The organism is Nitratireductor sp. WH36-1 (genome assembly GCF_058725515.1).
Genome location: NZ_CM178970.1, coordinates 2370982 through 2393577 on the forward strand (window position 1 = coordinate 2370982; position 22596 = coordinate 2393577).

Annotated in this window: 19 protein-coding genes; 11 read left to right on the top strand and 8 right to left on the bottom strand. The window is 63.3% G+C overall.

The features are described 5' to 3' along the window. Nucleotides 1-179: 179 nt before the first annotated feature. The 4 genes from AC4PTT_RS11150 to dprA are packed head-to-tail and all read left to right on the top strand — an operon-like array spanning nt 180 to nt 4200. Nucleotides 180-1142, top strand: a complete 963-nt coding sequence (locus AC4PTT_RS11150) for an aspartate carbamoyltransferase catalytic subunit (RefSeq protein WP_492161154.1) — start codon at nt 180-182, stop codon at nt 1140-1142. Further along, the gene (locus tag AC4PTT_RS11155; RefSeq protein WP_113155113.1) at nt 1139-2425 is read left to right on the top strand and encodes a dihydroorotase; all 1287 of its coding nucleotides are present in this window, start codon (nt 1139-1141) and stop codon (nt 2423-2425) included. The genes AC4PTT_RS11150 and AC4PTT_RS11155 overlap by 4 nt, the downstream gene beginning before the upstream one ends. 30 nt (nt 2426-2455) lie before the next feature. Then, on the top strand, nt 2456-3070 hold the full coding sequence (plsY, locus tag AC4PTT_RS11160; RefSeq protein WP_206993439.1) for a glycerol-3-phosphate 1-O-acyltransferase PlsY: 615 nt from the start codon (nt 2456-2458) through the stop codon (nt 3068-3070). Continuing rightward, nucleotides 3067-4200: a DNA-processing protein DprA gene (gene dprA / locus AC4PTT_RS11165; protein WP_492161155.1), complete on the top strand. Its 1134-nt coding sequence runs from the start codon at nt 3067-3069 to the stop codon at nt 4198-4200. Before plsY ends, dprA begins: the two co-directional genes overlap by 4 nt. Here dprA and AC4PTT_RS11170 read toward each other — a convergent pair. After that, nucleotides 4162-4410, bottom strand: a complete 249-nt coding sequence (locus AC4PTT_RS11170; RefSeq protein ID WP_113155110.1) for a hypothetical protein — start codon at nt 4408-4410, stop codon at nt 4162-4164. The two genes, dprA and AC4PTT_RS11170, sit on opposite strands and share 39 nt — an antisense overlap. A 311-nt stretch (nt 4411-4721) precedes the next feature. Here AC4PTT_RS11170 and topA point away from each other — a divergent pair, with 311 nt between their 5' ends. From topA to AC4PTT_RS11190, 4 genes are all read left to right on the top strand, one after another. Beyond that, on the top strand, nt 4722-7343 hold the full coding sequence (gene topA / locus AC4PTT_RS11175) for a type I DNA topoisomerase (protein WP_492161156.1): 2622 nt from the start codon (nt 4722-4724) through the stop codon (nt 7341-7343). Between the two features lie 4 nt (nt 7344-7347). After that, nucleotides 7348-9690: a ribonuclease R gene (gene rnr / locus AC4PTT_RS11180; protein WP_492161157.1), complete on the top strand. Its 2343-nt coding sequence runs from the start codon at nt 7348-7350 to the stop codon at nt 9688-9690. After that, nucleotides 9690-10151, top strand: a complete 462-nt coding sequence (locus AC4PTT_RS11185; protein ID WP_113155107.1) for a DUF983 domain-containing protein — start codon at nt 9690-9692, stop codon at nt 10149-10151. Before rnr ends, AC4PTT_RS11185 begins: the two co-directional genes overlap by 1 nt. Before the next feature lie 67 nt (nt 10152-10218). Continuing rightward, entirely contained in the window at nt 10219-10959 is a 741-nt protein-coding gene (locus tag AC4PTT_RS11190; RefSeq protein WP_206545509.1) for an NUDIX hydrolase, read from the top strand. Between the two features lie 50 nt (nt 10960-11009). Here the strand turns inward: AC4PTT_RS11190 and AC4PTT_RS11195 are convergent, their stop codons facing one another. The 3 genes from AC4PTT_RS11195 to AC4PTT_RS11205 all read right to left on the bottom strand — a co-directional run bounded on the left by AC4PTT_RS11195 (nt 11010) and on the right by AC4PTT_RS11205 (nt 14370). Next, a complete protein-coding gene (locus AC4PTT_RS11195) occupies nt 11010-11831 on the bottom strand; it encodes a sulfite exporter TauE/SafE family protein (protein WP_492161158.1) in 822 nt (273 codons plus the stop codon). A 92-nt stretch (nt 11832-11923) separates the two neighbouring features. Continuing rightward, a complete protein-coding gene (gene dusA, locus AC4PTT_RS11200) occupies nt 11924-12916 on the bottom strand; it encodes a tRNA dihydrouridine(20/20a) synthase DusA (protein ID WP_492161159.1) in 993 nt (330 codons plus the stop codon). A 158-nt stretch (nt 12917-13074) separates the two neighbouring features. After that, the gene (locus AC4PTT_RS11205) at nt 13075-14370 is read right to left on the bottom strand and encodes a hypothetical protein (RefSeq protein ID WP_492161160.1); all 1296 of its coding nucleotides are present in this window, start codon (nt 14368-14370) and stop codon (nt 13075-13077) included. Nucleotides 14371-14591: 221 nt separating this feature from the next. On the opposite strand from AC4PTT_RS11205, the gene AC4PTT_RS11210 reads away from it, so the two are divergent. The 3 genes from AC4PTT_RS11210 (at nt 14592) to AC4PTT_RS11220 (ending at nt 18200) form a co-directional block, all read left to right on the top strand. Continuing rightward, nucleotides 14592-15167, top strand: a complete 576-nt coding sequence (locus AC4PTT_RS11210; RefSeq protein ID WP_162742308.1) for a LemA family protein — start codon at nt 14592-14594, stop codon at nt 15165-15167. Continuing rightward, nucleotides 15164-16189 (top strand): hypothetical protein, encoded by a 1026-nt coding sequence (locus AC4PTT_RS11215; RefSeq protein ID WP_299939280.1) that lies wholly within the window; start codon nt 15164-15166, stop codon nt 16187-16189. The genes AC4PTT_RS11210 and AC4PTT_RS11215 overlap by 4 nt, the downstream gene beginning before the upstream one ends. A gap of 190 nt (nt 16190-16379) precedes the next feature. Then, nucleotides 16380-18200: a serine aminopeptidase domain-containing protein gene (locus AC4PTT_RS11220; protein ID WP_492161161.1), complete on the top strand. Its 1821-nt coding sequence runs from the start codon at nt 16380-16382 to the stop codon at nt 18198-18200. 15 nt (nt 18201-18215) lie between these two features. Here AC4PTT_RS11220 and AC4PTT_RS11225 read toward each other — a convergent pair whose 3' ends face one another. The 4 genes from AC4PTT_RS11225 to AC4PTT_RS11240 all read right to left on the bottom strand — a co-directional run bounded on the left by AC4PTT_RS11225 (nt 18216) and on the right by AC4PTT_RS11240 (nt 22497). After that, on the bottom strand, nt 18216-18629 hold the full coding sequence (locus tag AC4PTT_RS11225; protein ID WP_206552642.1) for a hypothetical protein: 414 nt from the start codon (nt 18627-18629) through the stop codon (nt 18216-18218). Between the two features lie 111 nt (nt 18630-18740). After that, nucleotides 18741-19634, bottom strand: coding sequence for a hypothetical protein (locus AC4PTT_RS11230; RefSeq protein WP_492161162.1), 894 nt, complete (start codon nt 19632-19634; stop codon nt 18741-18743). Then, entirely contained in the window at nt 19631-21610 is a 1980-nt protein-coding gene (locus AC4PTT_RS11235; protein ID WP_492161163.1) for a vWA domain-containing protein, read from the bottom strand. Before AC4PTT_RS11235 ends, AC4PTT_RS11230 begins: the two co-directional genes overlap by 4 nt. A gap of 14 nt (nt 21611-21624) precedes the next feature. Continuing rightward, nucleotides 21625-22497: a hypothetical protein gene (locus AC4PTT_RS11240; RefSeq protein WP_492161164.1), complete on the bottom strand. Its 873-nt coding sequence runs from the start codon at nt 22495-22497 to the stop codon at nt 21625-21627. Between the last annotated feature and the right edge of the window lie 99 nt (nt 22498-22596).

The window sequence follows — 22596 nt, forward strand, 5'->3', positions numbered from 1 at the left end:
GCACTTTTAACGATGCATGATGGCAACCACACCTTGCCAATCCATGAAAACGGGGCCAACCCATGAAAACCGGGGCGATCCATGAAAACAGAAACCTGTTACTTTTGCCGGATTAATCAAGTGCGCGCGTGATGCGCGCTTGCAGCCTTGCCGGGCGGGGCCTATAGCAAACTCTTGAGATGACAAACACTTCTTTCCCGCTCTATCCGCACCGCCACCTGCTTGGCATCAAGGGCCTGTCGCCGCTGGATATCGAGATGCTTCTCGACCGGGCCGACGCCGCTGTTGCCATTTCACGACAGCAGGAAAAGAAAACCGCCACGCTGCGCGGCCGCACCCAGATAAACCTGTTCTACGAAGCCTCGACGCGCACACAGTCCTCGTTCGAGCTGGCTGGCAAGCGGCTTGGCGCTGACGTGATGAACATGTCCATCGCCAGTTCCTCGACCAAGAAGGGCGAGACGCTGCTGGACACGGCCATCACGCTGAACGCGATGCGCCCGGACATTCTGATAATCCGCCATGCGGCGGCGGGCGCGGCTGCGCTTCTTGCCCAAAAGGTCTCCTGCTCGGTCGTGAATGCCGGCGATGGCGCGCACGAACATCCGACCCAGGCCCTGCTCGACGCGCTGACCATCCGCCGCGCCAAGGGCCGGATCGGCGGGCTGACGGTGGCGATCTGCGGCGACGTTCTGCATTCGCGCGTGGCGCGCTCGAACATCGTTTTGCTCAACGCGCTGGGTGCGCGGGTTCGGGTGGTCGCCCCCTCCACGCTTCTGCCTTCCGGCATCGACCAGATGGGCGTCGAGCCGTTCACCCGCATGGACGAAGGCCTCAAGGGCGCGGACATCGTGATGATGCTGCGCCTGCAGCGCGAGCGCATGGCCGGCTCTCTGGTTCCGTCCGTTCGCGAATATTTCCGTCATTTCGGGCTTGATGCAGAAAAGCTGAAAGCCGCGAAAGATGACGTCCTCGTCATGCATCCCGGCCCCATGAACCGCGGCGTCGAAATCGCCTCGGAAATCGCCGACGGGCCGCAGAGCCTCATTCAGGAGCAGGTTGAAATGGGCGTTGCCGTGCGCATGGCCGTGATGGATGCGCTGCTCGATCCGCGACGCAACGCGGAAGGAGGCGCAGCATGAGCGCGACGGTTTTCCAGAACGCCCGCGTGATCGACCCGTCGCGCGGCATTGATGAGCGCGGCGCGGTGATCGTCATCGACGGCGCGATTGCCGCCGCCGGCGCTGACGCGCTGAACCAGGGTGCGCCCGACAATGCAACGATTGTCGACTGCCAGGGCCATGCCGTCATGCCGGGCCTCGTGGATTCGCGCGTCTTCATCGGCGAACCGGGTGCCGAGCATCGCGAGACCATCGCTTCAGCCAGCCGCGCGGCAGCCGCCGGCGGCGTGACATCGCTGATCATGATGCCCGACACCAAGCCCGTCATCGACGATGTGGCGCTGGTGGAATTCGTCAAGCGCACGGCGCGCGAGACGGCCGTGGTCAACGTGTTTCCCTCCGCCGCCGTCACCAGAGGCTTTGCCGGCAAGGAGCTTTCCGAGTTCGGCCTGCTCAGCGAGGCAGGCGCGGTGATGCTCACCGAAGGTCGTGCAACAATTGCCAATGCGCTGGTGATGCGGCGCGCCCTCACCTATGCGCGCGATCTGGGCATCACCATCGCCCATGAGACGCAGGATCCGCATCTCGCCTCCTCCGGCGTGATGAATGAGGGGCTTTTTGCTAGCTGGCTCGGCCTTCCGGGCATCCCCCGCGAGGCGGAGACCATTCCGCTCACCCGTGACCTGATGCTCGCAGGCCTGACGGGCGGGCGCTATCATGCGGCGAAGATTTCGACCGCCATGTCAGCGGCTGCCATCGCCCGCGCCAAGGACGAAGGCGCGCAGGTGAGCGCCGGCATTTCGATCAATCACCTGACGCTCAACGAAAACGACATCGGCGATTACCGCACCTTCTTCCGGCTTTCGCCGCCACTGCGCACCGAAGACGACCGGCTTGCCATGGTGGAAGCGCTGAAATCGGGCGCGATCGACGTGATTGTCTCCTCGCACGACCCGCAGGATGTCGACACGAAGCGCCTGCCCTTTGCCGAAGCCGAAGCCGGGGCCATCGGCCTCGAAACCGTTCTGGCTGCTGCACTTCGTCTCTATCACAATGGCGACCTGCCGCTGCTGCGCCTGATCGAGTGCCTGTCGACCGCGCCGGCGCGGCTTTTCGGCCTGCCCGGCGGCACGCTGAAGACCGGCGCGCCTGCCGATCTGGTGCTTGTCGACATTGATGCGCCGTGGATCGTGCGCGAGGCAGACATTCGCTCGCTGTCCAAGAACACCTGCTTTGAAGGCGCCCGCATGCAGGGCCGGGTCTTGCAAACAATGGTTGCAGGCCGCACAGTGTTCAGCGCCTGAGCACTCCGAAACACCGGGGGAGAGAGTCGGATGCCAGATCCCATCAGTTGGCAAGTAGCCTTGCCCTATCTCATTGCCGCGCTTGTCTTCGGATATCTGCTCGGCTCCATCCCGTTCGGCCTCATCGTCACGCGGCTTGCGGGCAAGGGCGATGTGCGCAAGATCGGCTCGGGCAATATCGGCGCAACCAATGTGCTGCGCACCGGCAGCAAGAAGCTCGCCGCCCTCACCCTTCTGGGCGATGCGCTCAAGGGCACGGTGGCCGTTCTCCTGGCCGGGCTCTACGGGCCTGATCAGGCGGTCGCAGCCGGGCTTGGCGCGTTTCTCGGCCACCTCTTTCCCGTCTGGCTCGGCTTTCGCGGCGGCAAGGGCGTGGCAACCTATCTCGGCGTGCTCGTCGCCATCGCCTGGCCCGGCGCGCTGATCTTCGCCGCAGTGTGGCTCTCCGTCGCCTTCCTCACCCGCTACTCTTCACTGTCGGCGCTTGTCGCCGCCGTCGCGGTGCCCATCGGGCTTTATCTGCTTGGATATGTGCAGGCGGCGGAACTGTTCGTTCTGATGAGCCTGATCGTCTTCATCAAGCACCGCGCAAACATTGCGCGCCTTCTATCCGGCACGGAAACGCGCATCGGGGGCAAGGGGTGAACGCGCCCCGGGGCGGTGTGCGGCTCAATGACCGACAGCGCCTCGACTGGCTGCAGCTCCTGCGCAGCGAGAATGTCGGGCCGGCGACCTTTCGCCAGCTCGTCAATCATTTCGGCTCTGCAACGAACGCCCTTGAGATGATTCCCGAACTTGCGCAGCGCGGTGGCGCCAATCGGCGCATCGTGATCGCGACGCGCGAGGACGCCGAACGCGAAATGGAACAGGCCCGCCGTTTCGGCGCGCGCTTCGTCGCTGTGGGCGAGCAGGAATACCCGCCCCTGATGCGCCGCATGGACCAGCCCCCGCCGCTTCTGGTCATGAAAGGCGATCCCGCAATCGCCCAGCGCCCGACCATCGCCATGGTTGGCGCGCGCAATGCATCCATCACCGGCATCAAGATGGCCCAGCGCCTGGCCTCGGACCTTGGCAGCGCCGGCTTCACGATTGCTTCGGGCCTCGCGCGCGGCATCGACGCTGCCGCCCATAAGGGCAGTCTGGAGACAGGCACCGTCGCCGCGCTGGCCGGCGGGCTCGACAAGCCCTATCCGCCCGAGAACGACAGGCTCTATGGAGAGATTGCCGAGCGCGGCGTGGTGATCAGCGAAATGCCGTTCGGCTGGACGCCCCGCGCGCGCGATTTCCCGCGCCGCAACCGCCTCGTTGCCGGCATTGCCTTCGGTCTCGTGGTGGTGGAAGCCGCCAAGCGGTCCGGTTCTCTCATCAGCGCCAGACTGGCAGGAGAGATGGGACGGCTGGTTTTCGCGGTGCCCGGTTCCCCCTTCGATCCAAGGGCCGGCGGCGCGAACGCGCTTTTGAAGGATGGCGCGATCCTCGTGACCGAGATGGATGACGTGGTGTCGCAGATCCTGCCGCTTCTAGACACGCCGCCCGTGAGAACGGAAAGCTTTGAAGAGCCGGAGCCCCTGACCTCCGCTCCGCCCCCAAGCGAAAGCGAGCGCGACCACATCGTCAACGCGATGGGACCGACGCCCGTGCTTATCGATGATCTCATTCGCCATACCGGGCTACACCCGGCACAGGTCATGACAATATTGCTTGAGCTTGATCTGGCGGGCCGACTCGAACGGCACTCAGGAAGCGCGGTCTCGCTTGTTCCCCCCGACATCTAGCTCAAGACGACATTCCCCGACCCCGCGACCTTGCCCGACCCGATGCGGTCGTTCGCCACGAATGATGTCGCTGGCCTCAAGATAGGCCATTTCGATCAGGTAGGCGAGCATGTCGCACCGTTCGGAAAGCGCCATCGTCCGCAATTGCCCGAGCATCGCCTGAACGTAATCAAGCGTCTCGGTACGTCTCCTTCCATACTGTTCGCCCATTCGCCGACACTCCCTTCCAGCGCGCGGCACCCCTCTTCACAGCCCCGATGCTCCTGTTGTGCAGCCCCAGTGTTGCCTGTTTCCCCGGTACTTCTCCATTAAGGACCCAGATGGAGTATACATGCCGTTATAAACAAATAAACGATAAATTTACGATAAACGAACCGCCGTCCACAGCCCTTCGCCAGCGGACGAAATTCCCATTGGCCCTTGACCGCGGGGTAAAGCACGGCCATGTGACGGGGCTGGATTCGTTCAAAATGCGGGGCGCGGCGACAAAGCCGGAAGCCTGCGGGGAAATCTGAAAGCTTATGGATCTCGTTATCGTCGAGTCGCCTGCCAAGGCGAAAACCATCAACAAATATCTGGGCTCGAACTACAAGGTTCTCGCCTCCTTCGGCCATGTGCGCGATCTGCCGGCCAAGGACGGGTCCGTTCGCCCGGACGAAGACTTCGCCATGTCGTGGAGTGTCGACAGCCCTTCCGCCAAACGCCTGAGTGATATCACCAAGGCCGTGAAGGAGGCTGACACCCTTATCCTCGCCACTGACCCGGATCGCGAAGGTGAAGCGATTTCCTGGCATGTGCTTGAGGTTCTGAAACAGAAGAAGGCGCTGAAGGACAAGCCGGTTCGCCGCGTCGTCTTCAACGCCATCACCAAGAAATCGGTTCTCGATGCGCTCGCCAATCCGCGCGACCTCGACACGCCGCTGGTGGATGCCTATCTCGCCCGCCGCGCACTCGATTATCTGGTAGGCTTCACCCTGTCGCCGGTTCTGTGGCGCAAGCTGCCGGGCGCACGCTCGGCCGGCCGCGTTCAGTCCGTGGCGCTCAGGCTCGTCTGCGACCGCGAAGCCGAGATCGAGCGCTTTATCCGCGAAGACTACTGGCAGATCGCGGCAAAGCTCGCCACGCCCCGCCAGGAGGGCTTCGAGGCACGCCTGACGACGCTTGAAGGCAAGAAGCTCCAGAAGCTCGACATCAAGAGCCAGGAGCAGGCCGACGACATCAAGGCCATGCTGGAGGGCGCGACCTTCCGCACGCTGTCCGTCGAGGCCAAGCCGACGCGGCGCAACCCCGCACCGCCCTTCACCACGTCGACCATGCAGCAGGCCGCGTCCTCGCGCCTCGGCTTCGGGGCATCGCGCACCATGCAGGTCGCGCAGCGCCTTTATGAGGGCATCGATATTGGCGGCGAGACCGCCGGTCTCATCACCTATATGCGTACCGACGGCGTGCAGATGGCGCCCGAGGCGCTCGATCAGGCCCGCAAGGCGATCGGCGACGATTTCGGCGAGCGCTACCTGCCCGAGAAGCCGCGCTTCTATTCGGTCAAGGCCAAGAACGCCCAGGAAGCGCACGAAGCGATCCGCCCGACGGATTTCTCCCGCACGCCCGACCAGATGCGCCGCTATCTCGATCCGGATCAGGCCCGTCTCTACGAGATGATCTGGAAGCGCGCTATCGCCAGCCAGATGCAGCCGGCAGAGATCGAGCGCACCACGGTCGAGATCCTTGCCGAGAACGCTGGCCGCAATGCGGGCCTGCGCGCTGTTGGCTCGGTGATCCGCTTTGAAGGCTTCCTTGCCGCCTATGCAATCGACAAGGACGAGAACGCCGGCGACGAGGAAAGCCGCCGCCTGCCCGAGATCCGCGAGGGCGAGGAGCAGACCCGCGAGACCATCGACGTCACCAAGCACACGACCGAGCCGCCGCCGCGCTATTCCGAAGCCTCGCTCATCAAGAAGATGGAAGAGCTCGGCATCGGCCGCCCGTCCACCTATGCCGCGACGCTGAAGACGCTTGAGGATCGCGATTACGTGATCATCGAGAAGCGGCGGCTCATGCCGCAGGCCAAGGGCCGTCTCGTCACGGCGTTTCTGGAGAGCTTCTTCGAGCGCTACGTGGAATACGACTTCACGGCCAGCCTTGAAGAGAAGCTCGACAAGATCTCCGACGGCCAGCTCTCCTGGAAGGATGTGCTGCGCGATTTCTGGCAGGACTTCTCCGGTCATGTGGACGAGATCAAGGAACTGCGCGTCACCAATGTTCTCGATGCGCTGAACGAGGAACTTGCTCCGCTCGCCTTCCCGGCAAAGGAAGACGGCACCGATCCACGCGCCTGCCCGCGCTGCGGCACCGGCCAGCTTTCGCTAAAACTTGGCCGGCACGGCGCATTCGTCGGCTGCTCCAACTATCCCGAATGCGGCTTCACCCGCCAGTTCGGCGAGGCTGGAAACGGCGAGAATGGCGAGAACGGCGTCGACGGCGACAAGGTGCTCGGCAAGGATCCGCAGACCGACGAGGACATCACCCTGCGCTCGGGCCGCTTCGGCCCCTATGTGCAGCGTGGCGAAGGCAAGGAAGCCAAGCGCGCCGGTCTGCCCAAGGGCTGGTCTCCGGCCGACATGGATCTGGAAAAGGCGCTCTCGCTTCTCGCCCTGCCGCGCGAGGTGGGCGAGCATCCCGAAACCGGCAAGATGATCTCCGCCGGCATCGGTCGCTACGGCCCCTTCCTGCTTCATGATGGCGCTTACGCCAATCTGGAAAGCGTCGAGGATGTGTTCACCGTCGGCCTCAACCGCGCGGTGACCGTCATCGCCGAGAAGAAGGCCAAGGGTGGTCGCGGCCGCTCCACGCCATCGGCGCTCAAGGAGCTTGGCGATCATCCCGACGAGGGCGGCAAGATCACCGTGCGCGACGGCCGTTATGGCCCCTATGTCAACCACGGCAAGGTCAACGCCACGCTTCCCAAGGGCAAGGACCCGATGGAAGTGACGCTTGAGGAAGCCGTGGAGCTGATCGCGGCAAAAGCGGCCAAGGGCGGAAAAAAGAAGCCGGCCGCCAAGAAAAAGCCTGCTGCGAAGAAGACAACGACGGCAAAGAAAACCACCGCGGCCAAAAAGAAGACCGCAGCCAAGAAAGAGGAATAATGCCTTGGCGCGCAGCATCTCCGGCAAGTCCAGATCCAAGCCCCGTTCGGCAAAATCATCCGGCGCGAAAGGGGCATCTGGCGCAAAAGGGCCTTCCGATACGCGACTGCCCAGCCGCGACGAGGTGCTGCGCTTCATCACCGACAACCCAGACCGCACGGCGAAGCGCGACATTGCCAAGGCGTTCGGCCTCAAGGGCGGCGACCGCATCTGGCTGAAAGATATCCTGCGCGACCTGCAGGATGAGGGGCTTTTGAAGAAAACCCGCAAGCGCCTGCTGCGCCCCGGCGCGCTGCCGCATGTGGTGGTGCTCGACATCTTCTCGCGTGACGCATCGGGCGCATTGCTCGCGCGCCCCGCAGAGAAAGACGATCAGGACGAGGGCGAAGGCCCCCTGCCCCTGGTCGAAATCCGCACCCAGAAGGGCGGCAAGGCCGCCGGCATTGGCGACCGCGTTCTGGCCCGCGTCTTTCCGACCGAAAGCAAGGATGGTCCGGCCTATACGGGCCGTGTCATGAAGGTCTTCGAGAAGCGCCGGCAGAATGTGCTCGGCGTCGTGCGCAAATCGAAGGATGGCGGCTTCCGCATCGAACCGGTGGAGCGCACGCAGCGCGAACTGGTGATCGACGCAGATTATCTCAACGATGCGCAGGACGGCGATCTGGTCGAGGTCGAACCGGTCTCCGGCGGGCGCTACGGCCCCTCGCGCGGCAAGGTCACCTCGGTCATCGGGTCGCTGTCGAGCGAAAAGGCGGTCTCCATGATCGCCATTCACGCCCATGAAATCCCCCATGTCTTCCCCGATCAGGTGATCGCGGAGGCCGAGGCCGCAGAACCGATCACCCTTTCGGGACGTGAAGACTGGCGCGACCGCCTTTTGATCACTATCGACCCGGCTGACGCCAAAGACCATGACGACGCGGTCATGGCCGAACCCGACCCCGACGAGAAGAACCGTGGCGGCTTCATCGCCACTGTGGCCATTGCCGATGTCGCGCATTATGTGCGTCAGGGATCTGCGCTCGACCGCGAAGCGCTCAAGCGCGGCAATTCGGTCTATTTCCCCGACCGGGTGGTGCCGATGCTGCCGGAGCGCATCTCAAACGATCTGTGCTCGCTCCGTGAGGGCGAAGCCCGCCCGGCCATGGCCGTGCGCATGCGCTTTACCGCGACGGGCCGCAAGATCGGCCATTCGTTCCACCGCGTCATCATGCGGTCAGCGGCAAAACTCTCCTACCAGCAGGCTCAGAGCGCCATAGACGGCAATCCCGACGACAAGACGGGTCCGCTTCTGGAAACGATCCTCCAGCCGCTGTGGGACGCCTATGGCGCGCTCAGGCGCGGCCGCGAGGAGCGCCAGCCGCTGGAACTCGATCTGCCGGAGCGCAAGATCCTTCTGAAAGAAGATGGCACGGTCGACCGCGTTGTCGTGCCGCCGCGCCTCGATGCGCACAAGCTCATCGAAGAATTCATGGTGCAGGCCAATGTGGCCGCTGCTGAAACGCTGGAAGCCAAGCGTCAGGCGCTTGTCTACCGCGTGCATGATGCGCCCTCGCTCGCCAAGCAGGAGGCGCTGCGCGAATTCCTGCAGAGCTTTGAGATTTCGCTGGCGCGCGGCGCACAGCTGAAACCCTCGCAGTTCAACGCCATTCTTTCCCGCGTGCGCAACACCGAGCACGAACAGCTCGTCAACGAGGTGGTCCTGCGCTCCCAGAGTCAGGCCGTTTACGCGCCGGAAAATCTCGGCCATTTCGGTCTGAACCTGCGCCGCTACGCACACTTCACCTCACCGATCCGCCGCTACGCGGACCTGATCGTTCACCGCGCGCTGATCTCCGCACTCGGTCTGGGCGATGATGGTCTGAAGCCCGAGGAAGAGGCGCGGCTTGAAGAGACCGCCGCCCTGATTTCCGCCACCGAGCGCCGCGCGATGGCCGCCGAACGTGATACGGTCGACCGGCTGGTCGCCGAACACCTCTCCAGCCGTGTCAGCGAGGAATTCGACGCCCGCATCTCCGGTGTCGCCAAGGCCGGCCTCTTCGTTCAGCTGCCGGATTACGGCGCGGACGGTTTCGTTCCCGTTTCCACTTTGGGCGACGAATACTATATCTATGACGAAGCGCGCCACGCCATGGTGGGCGAGCGCAGCGGCCGTGGCTTCCAGCTTGGCGATTCCGTTTCGGTCCGCCTCGTTGAGATTGCACCGATGGCTGGCGCGATGCGCTTCGAGATGCTGAGCAAGCCTGACAAGCTTCCCGGCTCCATGAAATCCTTCCACAAGGCCAAGGGCCGCCGTGGAAGCAGCCAGGGCAAAAGCCGCCGCGCCAGCCAGAGCAGGAGACGGTAATGGAACAGAAGGTTTACGGCGGCGCAGCAGCCGGGCAGAAGCCGACACGCCCGCTTGGCGAGGCGATGAAGCGCGGTTTTCTGGGGCGCTGCCCCAATTGCGGCCGTGGCAAGCTGTTCCGCACCTATCTCAAGACCGCCGACGAATGCTCCGAGTGCGGCGAGGCCTTCCATCATCACCGCGCCGACGATCTGCCTGCCTATCTGGTGATCTTCGTCGTCGGCCATATCGTGGTCGGCGCGTTCATGGGACTGGAAGCCGTGACCGACTGGGCCGGCTGGGTTCATCTGGCCATCTGGGTGCCGCTCACGATCATCATGTCTCTGCTGCTCATCGAACCGATGAAGGGCGCAGTCGTGGGGCTGCAATGGGCCTATTACATGCACGGTTTCGGTGGCGAGGAAGATATCATTGAAACCCACCCGGAGCTTGATGCTTCCGCCTCAGACGAGATGCGCTGACGCCGCATCGATGCGGCACAGCGATGCGAGCTTTCAGGAGACAGCGATGAGTGATCGGCCAAACCGTATGGACGGTCTCGACAAGGCGGCGGTGGACCGCGCCGAGGCAAAGGACTTTTCGCTTGGCGGAAAGCCGATGCGCCCGCGCGACGCGGCAACGCTCATCCTGCTCGACCGCAGCGGCGATCAGGTGCGCGTTTTGATGGGTCGCCGCCACCACAAACACGCTTTCATGCCCGGCCGCTTCGTCTTTCCCGGTGGACGCACGGACCCCGCCGACAGCCGCATTCCCGTCGCCTCCGGTCTCCACCCGGATGAAGAGCGTCGTCTCATCGGCACCGGATCGCGCGCCACGGCCGCGCGCGCCCGCGCCGTCGCCATGTCCGCAATCCGCGAAACCTATGAGGAAGCAGGGCTTCTGATCGGTGAAAAGGGTGCGTTTTCGACTGCTGCAAAGGACTGGCAGGGCTTTGTCGAGCACGGCGTCTGCCCGTCGCTTTCGGGCCTTCGCTACATTGCCCGCGCCGTGACGCCGCCGCGCCGCGTGCGCCGCTTCGACACACGCTTTCTCGCCGCCTGGCGCGATGACGTGGCCGTCGAACTGCCCGATGGCGGGCCGACCCACGAACTGGAAGAGCTGGTCTGGCTTCCCATTCCAGAAGCCAAGGAAACCGAGGTTCCGCTGATCACCTGCACGATCCTCGATGATCTCGAGGCGCGTCTCAAGGTCGATCCCGACCTTGCCCCCGGCGCACCCGTTCCTTTCTACGCAATGCGCCGCAACCGCTTCGAGCGGACGCTTATCTAAAGCAATTCCAGGAAAAGTGGAAACGCTCTAGAGCATTTTTCTGAACGGAATCAGATCAGGCTCCAGCCGAAGCGGGCCGCGACAATGATCATGAAGATGCCGAAGGCCGTTTCGAGCTTTCGCTTGTCGAGCGCATGGGCGATCCGCACACCGAGCGGCGCAACCAGAAGCGTGATCGGGATGATCAGGAACACCGCAATCCAGTTCACATAGCCGGTCGAGGCGACCGGCAGAAGCGGTTCGCCCCACCCGGCCCACACATAGCCAAACAGGCCCGGTATTGAGATCAGAACGCCGACGCCGGACGAGGTCGCCACAGCCTGGTGCATGGGACGGTTGAACAGCGTCATGAAGGTGTTGTTCAGAACGCCGCCGCCAATGCCCATCAGCGTCGACAGGAAGCCGATCAGAACACCGACCATCGAGCGCACGGGATTGCCCGGAAGCTCCGTGCCGAGCCGCCAGCTCTCGCGGTTCAAAAGCAGCCGCACACCGACAAGAAGCGCGATCAGCGCAAAGATGGCGCGCAGGCCGCCGCTCGACACATAGGCGGCAACGAGCGAGGCAAGCACCACGCCCACCGGCACCGCGATGACGAAACTCTTCAGGAGGTCCATATCCACCGCCCCGCGCAGATAATGCGCGCGGAACGACCGCAGCGAGGTGGGCACGATGATGGCCAGCGAGGTGCCGACGGAAAGATGCATGCGCACCGCCTCGTCCACACCGACCAGAGCGAAGACCTGATAGAACACCGGCACGAGGATCGCCCCGCCGCCAATGCCAAACAGCCCGGCCAGAACGCCCGCCACGACGCCCGCAGCCGCAAGGGCAGCGGCAAACATGGCGATCTCGCCAATCGGTAGGTTCATGTCAGTTCCCTCTCCCGCCCCGGTTCGACCGATCCGCTCGGCTGAAACACCCCATGGCTTGTTGCAGATTATGCGTGATGATTGAACACGCTTCAGGCCGCGTCGCGCTGCGTGCTGAGATCAACGGCCGCAAACGCCGCGCGCAGCACCTCCGGCCCCGCACCCGCCCGCGTCGCCTCGCTCGACAGGATCTGCCGGTAGCGGCGCGCGCCGTCATAACCGTGGAACAGGCCGATCATGTGCCGCGTGACATGCGCCAGGCGTCCGCCGGCTGCAATGTGTCGCCCGGCATAAGCCGCCATGGCGTCGATCAGCCCTTCGAAATCCACCTTCTGCGGCGTGCTTCCGGCCAGCAGTGCATCGACGCCGGCCAGCACCACCGGGTTCTGATAGGCCGCGCGCCCCATCATGACGCCATCCACATGCTCAAGATGTGCGGCGGCGTCCTCAAGGGTTGCAATTCCGCCATTGATACCGATGAAGCGGTCTGGATGCGCCGCCTTCAGGCGATAGACACGGTCATAATCGAGCGGCGGGATTTCGCGGTTTTCCTTGGGGCTGAGCCCCTGAAGCCAGGCCTTGCGCGCATGCACCCAAAGCGCATCCGCACCAGCCGACCAGGAAGCCTCCGCCAGCGCATCAAGCGCTGTCTGCGTGTCCTGCTCATCCACGCCGATCCGGCATTTGACCGTGACGGGAACCGACACACGCTCCTTCATCGCGGCGACACACGCACCGACAATCTCCGGCGTCTTCATCAGGCATGCGCCGAACGTGCCCGACTGCACCCGGTCGGAGGGGCAACCTACATTGAGGTTGATTTCGTCATAGCCGAACTCGGCGCCGATCTCCGCGGCCTGCGCCAGCTTCTGCGGATCGGAGCCGCCAAGCTGCAGCGCCACGGGGTGTTCGCTCTCGTCAAAGCCCAGGAGGCGCGACCGGTCGCCATGGATCGCAGCATCTGCAACAACCATCTCCGTATAGAGCAGCGCGCGCTCCGTCAGCCGGCGATGGAAGTAGCGGCAATGCCGGTCCGTCCAGTCGATCATGGGCGCTACGGCGAATTTTTGATTGTACTCAGCCATTTACGGGTTCTGTCTGCAGTGTTTCATGATGCAGCGCGGTCACGCGCCTCTCTGAGCAGATATGTGCCCCATCGCGCGGCATTTTTCAAAGGTAACATGCGCTGGAGCACCGGACCGAAGGATGGAAACCGGATTTTGCCCCGTTTTTCAATCGCCCCCTAACCGGCGATGGCCCGGCGACTGCCTGTCAGATAGGCAGTGAAACCGTAGACCATGGCCGCGAATGCGCAGCCCACCAGCGCCGCGGAATTCTGATCCACGGTGAGCAGAAGGAGCGTCACGATCACGCCCGCGTTCAGCGACAGGATGGCGGCAGGCGCACTGACCCGGTGGCCCAGGACCGCTGCAAGCACGGTCGGCAGGAACACGGCGAGCGATGAAAAGGCGGCGATGATGGAAGACAGGAGGTCACCGAACAGCGCGCCGATCAGGGCCATGCCTGCGAAAACGGCGACCACCATCAGCTGTAACTGCCTGAGCGGCAGCGTCGTGCGCTCAAGCCCGGTCATCAGCGGCATGACGAATGTATCCATGGTCGACATGACCACGGCGATCAGCATCAGGTCGACGATCCAGCCATGGCCCGCCGGCACAAGACCGTGCAGGCCGCTCGTTATCGCGCCCTCCACTGCGCCGCCGAGCCCAAGCCAGACGATGCCGAGATAGCACAGGAGGCAAAGCGGAGCGCCCGCCAGAAACGCCCTGCGCGCCACCTGCGGATCGCGCGCCGTCGCCATGCGCTGCCAGTTGTCCACCGCCAGCACCGCGCTGACCGGGATGAAGAGCCAGACACCGATAAGGAGCGGCAGCCGATAAGGGCCCAGATCGAAGAATGGCCCGGTCTGCGGAACCGCACCCAGATTGGCGAATGTCAAAAGCGCAATGCCGGCAACGATGATGAGCGACTGCACGACATCCGTTTCCGTCGCCACGCGATAGCCGCCGATGGCCGTGTATGCGCCGGCGCAGAGCGCCGCAAGCCCCACCGCCGCGAGCTGTGATACGGGCAGGATCGTCATCAGGATCGCCGCCAGCGCCAGCAATTGCACGGTCGCGCGCAGCAGAAACACGAACGCAATGGGCAGCCAGACCAGAAGGGGCTGCTGGATGCGGTGGGTGACCACGATCAGATCGATCAGCCCCCTCACCCCATGCCGTTCAGAAAGCGCATGCACGTTCGGTGCGATGATTGCGCAGATCACGAGACCAAGCGCGTAGGCGAATGCCAGCGAAACACCGATCACGGGGCTCGCCGCCGAAAAAAGCATGATCGCCACGAAGGTGCCGATGCCGATATTGCCGCAGACAATGCCCGCAAGCGTGCCCCAGAACCCCGTGCGGCCGGAATTGAAGATGAAATCGTCGCGCGTTCCCGAAGGCGCGCGCCAGAGCGCATAGAGCGCCGGCAGCGCCAGAACCGCGCCGATCAGCGGCAATTGCAGATTGATGTCCATAGTCGGTCTTCTGTCCCGGTTCCCGCCCACTGAAACGCCGATTCGCGTGACGGGAGACTAGGCGTGCCGCCAGACCGGAGACACCGTCTGAACGGACAGTGTGGCCGCGTTTCGATGCCACAAGCGCCATCTGAAAGTGTTCACTCCCTCAAATGGGAGAGGCGCTTGGTTTCCCCATTTGCTTGATTGCCGGCAGCATTCTGCAGAAAGTGAAAGCCGGCATGACAACCATACTGATCATCGTCCTCGTCCTGTTTGGCGGGTTCGTCTTCTTCCAGAACCGCCTCGCATCGGCCCGCAATTCCGTACTGAACGGCTTTTCCGGCGTTCAGGTGCAGCTCAAGCGACGACACGATCTCGTTCCCGCGCTCGTCTCGGCGGCGCGCAGCGCCATCGCACAGGAAAACCGCCTGTTCGACAGCATTCTGGACGTGCGTGAAAAGGCGGTCGCCGCACTCAATGGCAGGATGGAAGAGGTTCAGGAGGCCGAGGCCGAACTGACGGCGAGCCTGCGCAGCTTCTTTGGCTATACGGAAGATCACCCGGAAATCACCTCGACGGGGAACATACTCGAGCTGCAGAAGCAGCTTGAGGAGACCGAAGACCAGATCAGCGCCGCGCGTCGGCTCTACAATGGCAATGTCGAGCGCTACAACACCATGCTTGATGCAATCCCCTCAAGCTGGGTCGCCGCCATGCTCCGTTTCGAGCGGGCAGACTTCTTCGCGCTCTCGGATGCCGAACGCAAACATGTCGAGGCCGTGCCGGCCATCGATCTGCCGGGAGCGCAGGCGTGAACGCCGTCAGCGGCCACTGGGATCCCGTTCAGGGAACCATCTCGGTCGAAACCGACGACATCTCGCAGATCAAGACCGGCATCACCCTGCCCGCTCCGGTTCGGCGTTTCCTTCCCATCGCCGCGCTTGCCGCCATGTTGTGGACCTTCGTGCAGGGTTTTCTCACTGACGGGTTCCCCTTCATTCCGGTCGCCGTCACCACGGTTCTTTTCGGCGCATTCATCTTCGCCGCAGAGCTTGAGAACGAAGATGGCCGAAAGACCCTGCGGCGCGTCAGGCTCGCACGGCAGAAGGGCTGGACCTACACCGGCAAGCTGATGGAGCGGGTGATGGCCTATAAAACGGCCTGGTCCTCGGATGGTGCGGAACGGCGCGCACAACGTGTGAAATCGGAACGCGCCAGAGCCGTCGAGACCCTTGTTCCGGAACTGACGAAGCTTCAGGTCGGCGCGTTCATGGGCGCTGAGTTCGACGGCGAATTCTGGGGCAAAAGCACCAAAGACGACCTGCCTTTCTGGATGGCCATCGGCGCCATGCAGATGGAGGCCGGGCTTGCGGCAGACAAGTCGCTGCGTGAAGACGCGCATGGCGGCAAAGGCGGCTTCGGCGTCTTCTTCTCATTGCTCGGGGCCTACAGAATTGGCCGCAAGACAGGCGTTCGCGCCGTCATCCGCCCGGAAAACCTGGTCAACAGGGGACCGCTCGACCGGGACATCAAGACTGAATCCGTGCAGTTCAACGCCGCCTTCAACATCACCGGAACAGCAAAGAGCGGTGATGAAAACGCGGTGGAGCACGACATTCTGCGCATTCTCACCCCCGCGACACAGGCGACCATGCTCGACCTGCTTCAGCGCTACCACAATGTCGGTTTCGTGGTGGATGACGATGTTCTGTTCTTCATGGCGCAGGACAGGCTGGTGGGCAAGAACGCCAACCCCGACCGGATCGACACACTTCTGGCCGGCATCGCGGCAGACTTCGAAGAAGCGAAATTCGCCATCAAGCGCTACGTCGAATAGGCGCGTAGCCATCTGTATCCTGTTCCGGCTGGCATCGCTGATGCCGGCCCGCTCTGCGCATTCATGCGGATGTCTGGTGTTTCCACCTGACTGCAAAATGCTCTAGGTTTCCCCCGTTTCGGGGAATCTGCACGCCCCGTTCAGTGTCGGTTCAGCCGGCGTCTGCCAGAAGGGCATGCAGGAGGAACCCATGGAAGCCAAATACTTAGCGCGTGTGAACGGCCCGCCGCTGTTCTACCGGAAATGGCGCTCTGCATCGCAGCCGCGCACTTCCGTCCCGCGCAGGGCCGTGTTCATCGGCCACAGCCAGCCCACCCATTCCGGCATGCTGTCGGATCTGGCGGAAGGGTTTCGCGCCGCCGGCTGGGATGCCCATTCCGGCGATATTCGCGGCCATGGCAAAAGCACGGACGCCCAGGTGCCGCTCGGCCATCTGGACACCGGCGATGGCTGGTCGCTGGCCGTGGACGACATGCGCCATCTTCTGGAACGCAGCTTTGATGGCGTCGGGTGGGAAGACCGCCTCGTCGTGGTGCCGAACATCACGGCGCTGATGACGCTTGAAGTGATGAAGACCTGGCACGACCTTGCCCGCCACATCGTGCTCATCTCGCCGGTTCCCAACCAGAGAACGCTTGCCCTGTTCGGCAAAGCCTTTTCAAAGGTCCGCATGCGTCTTCGCGCCGCCGACCAGCCGGACGAACAGATCCTGCATCATCTCTATGCCTTCCTCGGCGCGCATCTGCGCGACCGGGAGCATCCGGCGGATGTCATCAGCACCGACCGGGACCTGATCCGCGAGATCGTGTCCGATCCGGAAGGCTGGCCCATTCCCAGCCCCGCCTACTGGTCGAACATCTTCTCGGGCATGCTGTCCGCCTGGAAATGGCCGAACAATGCGCGCCTCAAGCCCGGCACCCGCGTTCTGGTGATGTTTGGCGGTGAGGACGCCATGCTGCGCGATGGCGGGTTCCTGCCGCCCATCGAACGCTTTCTGGCTGAAGTCGGCGTTGAGGACGTCGCCGCCGAACGTGTCGAAGGCGTACGCTCCGGCCTGTTTCTGGAAGAAAGGCGCTTCGGCATTTCAAAACGCATTCTCGACTGGGTCGGTCAGGATGGCGCAGCGACCGCTGACGCACGCTACAGCGAAGTGGACGTCGCACAGCTGGCGAGCGATGTGATCGCCCGCCTCGGCGGCGGAGCCGCGCCCGCAGACATGCGCCCCGACGAACTGGTCGAGCTCTGCTACAACGCCATTGATGACGAGACGCGCTGGACCGAGGTGATTTACCGGATCATCTACGAGGCCGAGCAGGATGGCGAGATGACGGAGGCCGAACTGGCCGAGCGCATCGAACGCCTGATGCCCCACTGGGAGCGGGCCTTCAGCCTCAACCGGCAGGTGATGATGAACGCCACGCTGGGCGTCCTGCTTCAGGCGGTCATCGACAAGCTGCAGATCGGCATTGCTATCCTCGATGCCGATGGCGCGCTTTTGCACGCCAATACGACCTACCGGGAAACGCTCTTACGGATTTTTCCCAAAACTTCACCCGGTACCGATGGCGATGCCTTCAGCGCGGCTGCCACCCGCCGACTGTTCGTTTCAGGCGCAGCCGCCGAGGACACCGGGAAGGTCAACAATGACCGGATCGTGCTGCACGACAATGCGCCGGTCGGCTTCCATTTTCACCCGCAGGCGCTCCGGCAGACCGGACTTCAGCGCCAGGGCCCGGCAAGCATCCTCATCCTGCGGGCTACGGAACGCGACGATGACGACAACACGCGCCGCGTGCTCACCGAGCTGGCCTATGGGCTGACCGGCAAGGAAGCGGAAATCGCCCTCCTGATCGCCGAAGGGATGTCGCTGGATGAGATCGCCGGCGAACTGGGCATTCTTGTCAGCACCGCGCGCGGGCACCTGAAGAAGGCGTTTCAGAAGATGACCGTTCACAGCCAGGCCGAGCTGACGGCCCGGATCATGTCCGGGCCGGTGGGCTGGCTGAAATGAGGGGCCGCCCGGTTTTTAACGTCGTCCCGGCGCATAGACCTCGCAGCCCTGCCGAAGCGCGGCCCGCCTGTCCGGCTGGCATTCACAGACCGGCGTGATGCCCGAGCCGGTCACGCATGAGACACGTTTGACGTAACAACCCTGTGCGCGCACCGTGGCGGCATGATTGAAACGCCCGTCCCGCTGCCGCTTGGGAAAGCCGCGCGTTGAGCGCGCAAGCGCCACCGAGAAGCGTCGTCCGTGCTCATTGCGCATCTTGCCCTGCCAGTTGACCCAGGCCCGCGCCACGGCTCCCTTGCCGGTGCGGTGTCCCTTGCTGCTCGCCTCGACCGCCTGAATGGAACAGATCGTCTTGGCCATCGCGGCAGGCGCATGGCCGACGATGGCAAGGCCCAGCATGGCAGCCAGTCCAATCACAAATCTTCGCATCTGGTTCTCCTTCACCCTGCGTTCTTCAATGCAGGCAGGAGACACGATCATGCGGCGCGTGGCCTCTCCCATTTGGGTGGTTTTGCAACGCAGTACTGCGCAACAATCGCCCTATCGGCATACGATGAAGCTGAACGCCGCACAGCCGCCACCCTGACAGTAAGCGCCGACATTGAGCGCCTGTGCTGCCGTCGTCACGCCAAAACAGGCTGCATTGCCATGCTGCCTTGTGAGGCAGAAAGCGCGGGCGGCAGGCAGACCGCAATCACTGAGCGCATTGCCTGCCATCCTGAGACAGAGGGCAACCTTGTACCCGGCCATATGCATGAAATCCGGGTTTTGGTAGACCTCGCCTGCGCAGGGCTTTTCGGCATAGCCTTCAAGCTGCGCGAAATCAGAACCCTCTGTGCTGCTTTTCTTCCGGTCCGGGCCGCCTTCCCCCTCAAACATATCGATTGCCCTGGACGGTTCTTCGCTGCCATCGAAAAGCTCGATCTCTCCGGACGTCTCGTCCGCGCTGTCGGCATCGAGTTTAACCGGATTGTCGCGCTGGCCTTCCGAGGGAAAGGCGTCTTCCAGATAGGCTTCCGGAAATTCGCTTGCGTAGCGGTCACGCGCAGCGCTCCTGCTTTTCTCGCCCGAAAGGACCAGCGCATCGTCTGGCGAAACAGCCATACCCTCACAGCCAAAGCCCGATGCGCAGCGCAGAAGATCGGCATCCGCCGTTTCCACGGGCTCGGCAGCCGTCTCCTTCGCCGCCTCGAAGGCATCCTCGACATAAAGATCGGGATGATCCTGCGCATAGCGGTCACGCGCTTCCTGCGCCGAGCGTACATCCACGAGGCCAAGCGCGTCCTCCTGCGACACGCCGCCCGCGGGACAACCGAACCCGGCTGCGCATCGAAGCACCTGCGCATCCGGTTCCTGCCCATGGGTCACGGTCGTCATGGCCGCGAGCAGCATTGCACCTGCCAGATGCCGCCAGACCGTGTGGAGCGCGATCATTCCGATCCGGCCTCAATCGTGAAGCGATCAAAGGCGATATGACTTTCGCCCGGACGCGCCTTGTGCCAGTGCCCGGCCAGAACGGCCGGCTGACCGGAAAGACGCAGAACGGTCATCGGTTCTGTTTCGAAACGGAACGTGTCGGCCGGTCGTCCGTCGGCTTCGGGCAGTTCCATCGCAATGGCCGCCGTCACCTGCCGTCCGCGCCGCTTGAGCCGCAGTTCCGCGCCCTGCGTGCCGAGCGCTTCCAGAACCCGGTCGCCATAAGTGCGGTCGCCGTCCTGACAGAGCCTGGCGACAATCGGCCCGTCAAAGAGGTTCGTATCGAACCTGGCTTCCTCCTTGCCATCGCTCACGCGGATCAGAGACAGGTTCAGATAGGCCCCGCAGCCCTTCCGCCAGACCCATGCCATCGCACCGATCTGGTTTTCCGCATCGTCCTGAACACTGAGCCAGACATTCTCATAACCGGTCTGCTCATGAATCCTGAAATCGAGCGCAAGGTCGAAATCACCCTCAGGCAGGGCATGATCGAGCACATAGCGGTTCTGAGCCTTCGCATCGTCATGATTGGCATAGCGGCCCAGCACCGAGGCGAAAAGCATGCCATCGCCGGTGAAGGCCGTGAGGTTTTCAGCCGGGTTTACCACCTGCCAGGCCGCATCCAGTTCCGGCCCGTCGAAATTCTCCTCAAACACAGCCTGAACCACCGGTTCAGGCTGCGGCGCAGGTTTCGGCTCGGGCATCTGTCGCTCGGCCTCGGCGACAACCTCGCCAACGGCGCGCGCAAATTCGTCCGCATTGCTGGCAGAGTAATATTTGCCGTTCCCGTTATCCGCGATGCATTGCAGGGCTGCGTTTTCTTCATCGCTCAGATCAAATCCGACCACATGCACCCGCGTGTTGATGCCGCGCTCGGCAAGGGCTGCCGCCGCTGCGCACGGGTCCCCGCCGCAGGTTTCCAGACCATCCGAGATCAGGAGTACATTGGCCGGACGGCCCGATTGCGGCATTGCGTCGGCAGCGCGCATGAGCGCGTCGGCAATCGGCGTCTTGCCGCGCGGCGTGATGCCTTCAATCGCCGGCTTCAACTGCCCGCTTTCATAATTGGCAACCGGATAAATGATCTCCGTATCGCCGCAGTCGCCCTCGCGGCGGTGGCCATAGGCCATCAGCCCCACATTCGTGTTGGCTGCCAGATCGCCCATCAGACCCGACAGAACCTGTCGCGCCGTGGTGATCTTCGCCACACCGTCGATCTGCCCCCACATGGAGCCTGAACCGTCCAGAACGAAAAGAAGATCGCTGCCGCCTTCGGCCAGACCATTGCCCGGCAGGTCTCCCTCTTCCATGCCCGGTAGGATGGAAGACCGGTCGTCAGCGCCCGCACCCTCCGGCCTGCGGTCTCCGCCCGATCCGGCGCCGGAAGGCCCCCCGCCCGAAAGCGTTGCCTCCATGGCCGGATCGGAGCGGATTTCAAAACCCTGACCTTGCGCCAGCTCAGACAGCGACCAGTTGTCATCCTCGGAATAGATGTCGTTGATCTGCCACGTCCCGTCCGGGGCCTCGATCAGCGTGTAGATGAAGTTGCGCGGCGCGCCCATATTCGTGAATGTCACGTGGATCTGCGCCGCACCGCGCAGAATCGGCGCATCCGCATCCGGCGCGATGTTCAGATTGGCTATGTCCGCATCCTGTCCGCCATAGACCGGGTCGAACATCAGCGCGCCCTGCAGATCGTCATGGGCAAGCCCGTCCACGAGAAAGCGTCGCGAGGCCTTGCCATCATTGAGAAGCGGCTCTTCATTGTTGTTGAAGCGGCGGCTGTGTTCGGCAAAGAACATGCGCACCACCTCCACGGCGTCATCAATTTCGGCCGCTTCCGCCTGCAGCGCCCCCATGGGAATGCAACCCGCCAGCGCCGTGCCCAGCATGGCCCGACGCAACCCTTGCGCGAAACACGTCTTGCCCATCATTCTGCTCACCCTGCTCATTGCTGCCCCGGACGTTTGATGCTGAACCGGTCGAACTCGGCGAGTGTTTCCCCGCCCTTGGCCTTCTTGCCCTGCCCGACCATGAAAGCGGGGCTGCCGAAACCGGCCATGCGCGCGACCCGGCCGCCGGAAAATTCCTGCACGCCGCCTACCGCCTCGCCTTCACCGGCGGGCAGATCGAGCGTGACCTTCGCCTGGTAGCGCAATCCGCGCCTGGAAAGCGTGAGAACGAATCCTTTTTCATAAAGATCGGCCAGGACCCGATCCCCGTAGGCGCGCCCGGTCTTGTTGCAGATATTCCGGGCTGCCGGCCCGTCAAAGAGGTTGACGGACATCGCAGAAGGCACGGCGGGTTCTTCCGGGTTGAGCGGCTGGTTGGCGACCGTGCTGATATAGAGCGCCGGTCCACAGCCCTTGGTATGAACATAGAGATGCGCGGCGACGAAATTCTCATCGCTCTCGCGCAGTCCCAGCCACACTTCATCAAAGCCGGTCTTGGCGTCGAGGCGGCCGCCAAGCGAGATGTCGAAATCGCCGTCCGGCATGGCGCCCTGCAACTGGTAGATGTTGCGCGCATCGGCATTGTCGAAACCGTCCCTGCCGCCGCTGGTGATGGCTAGCAGCATGCCCCGCTCGGCAACATACTGGTCGCGGTCCTCATTCAGAACCTGCCAGTGCGCGGCAAGCCCGTCATCCTCGAAACGGTCCTCGAAAGGCAGGGCGATGGCGGTTGCGGGCGTCTCGCCTTCATCGGCGGCAGCAAGCCGCGCCTGCTCCTCCTTGCTCAGCGTCTTGGCACGGGCGTCCGCCCCGGCATTCACGAACGCCACGCCCGCAAGAAGCGCCAGAATAAAAGAAGATCTCAGCATCCCCCTGAGAGGGCTGCTGATCGCGAGCGAAGAAGTGCGCGGGATGGCTGCTGCGCCGGACATGAAACGAATCTCCATCAATCGATCAGATTGATTGGT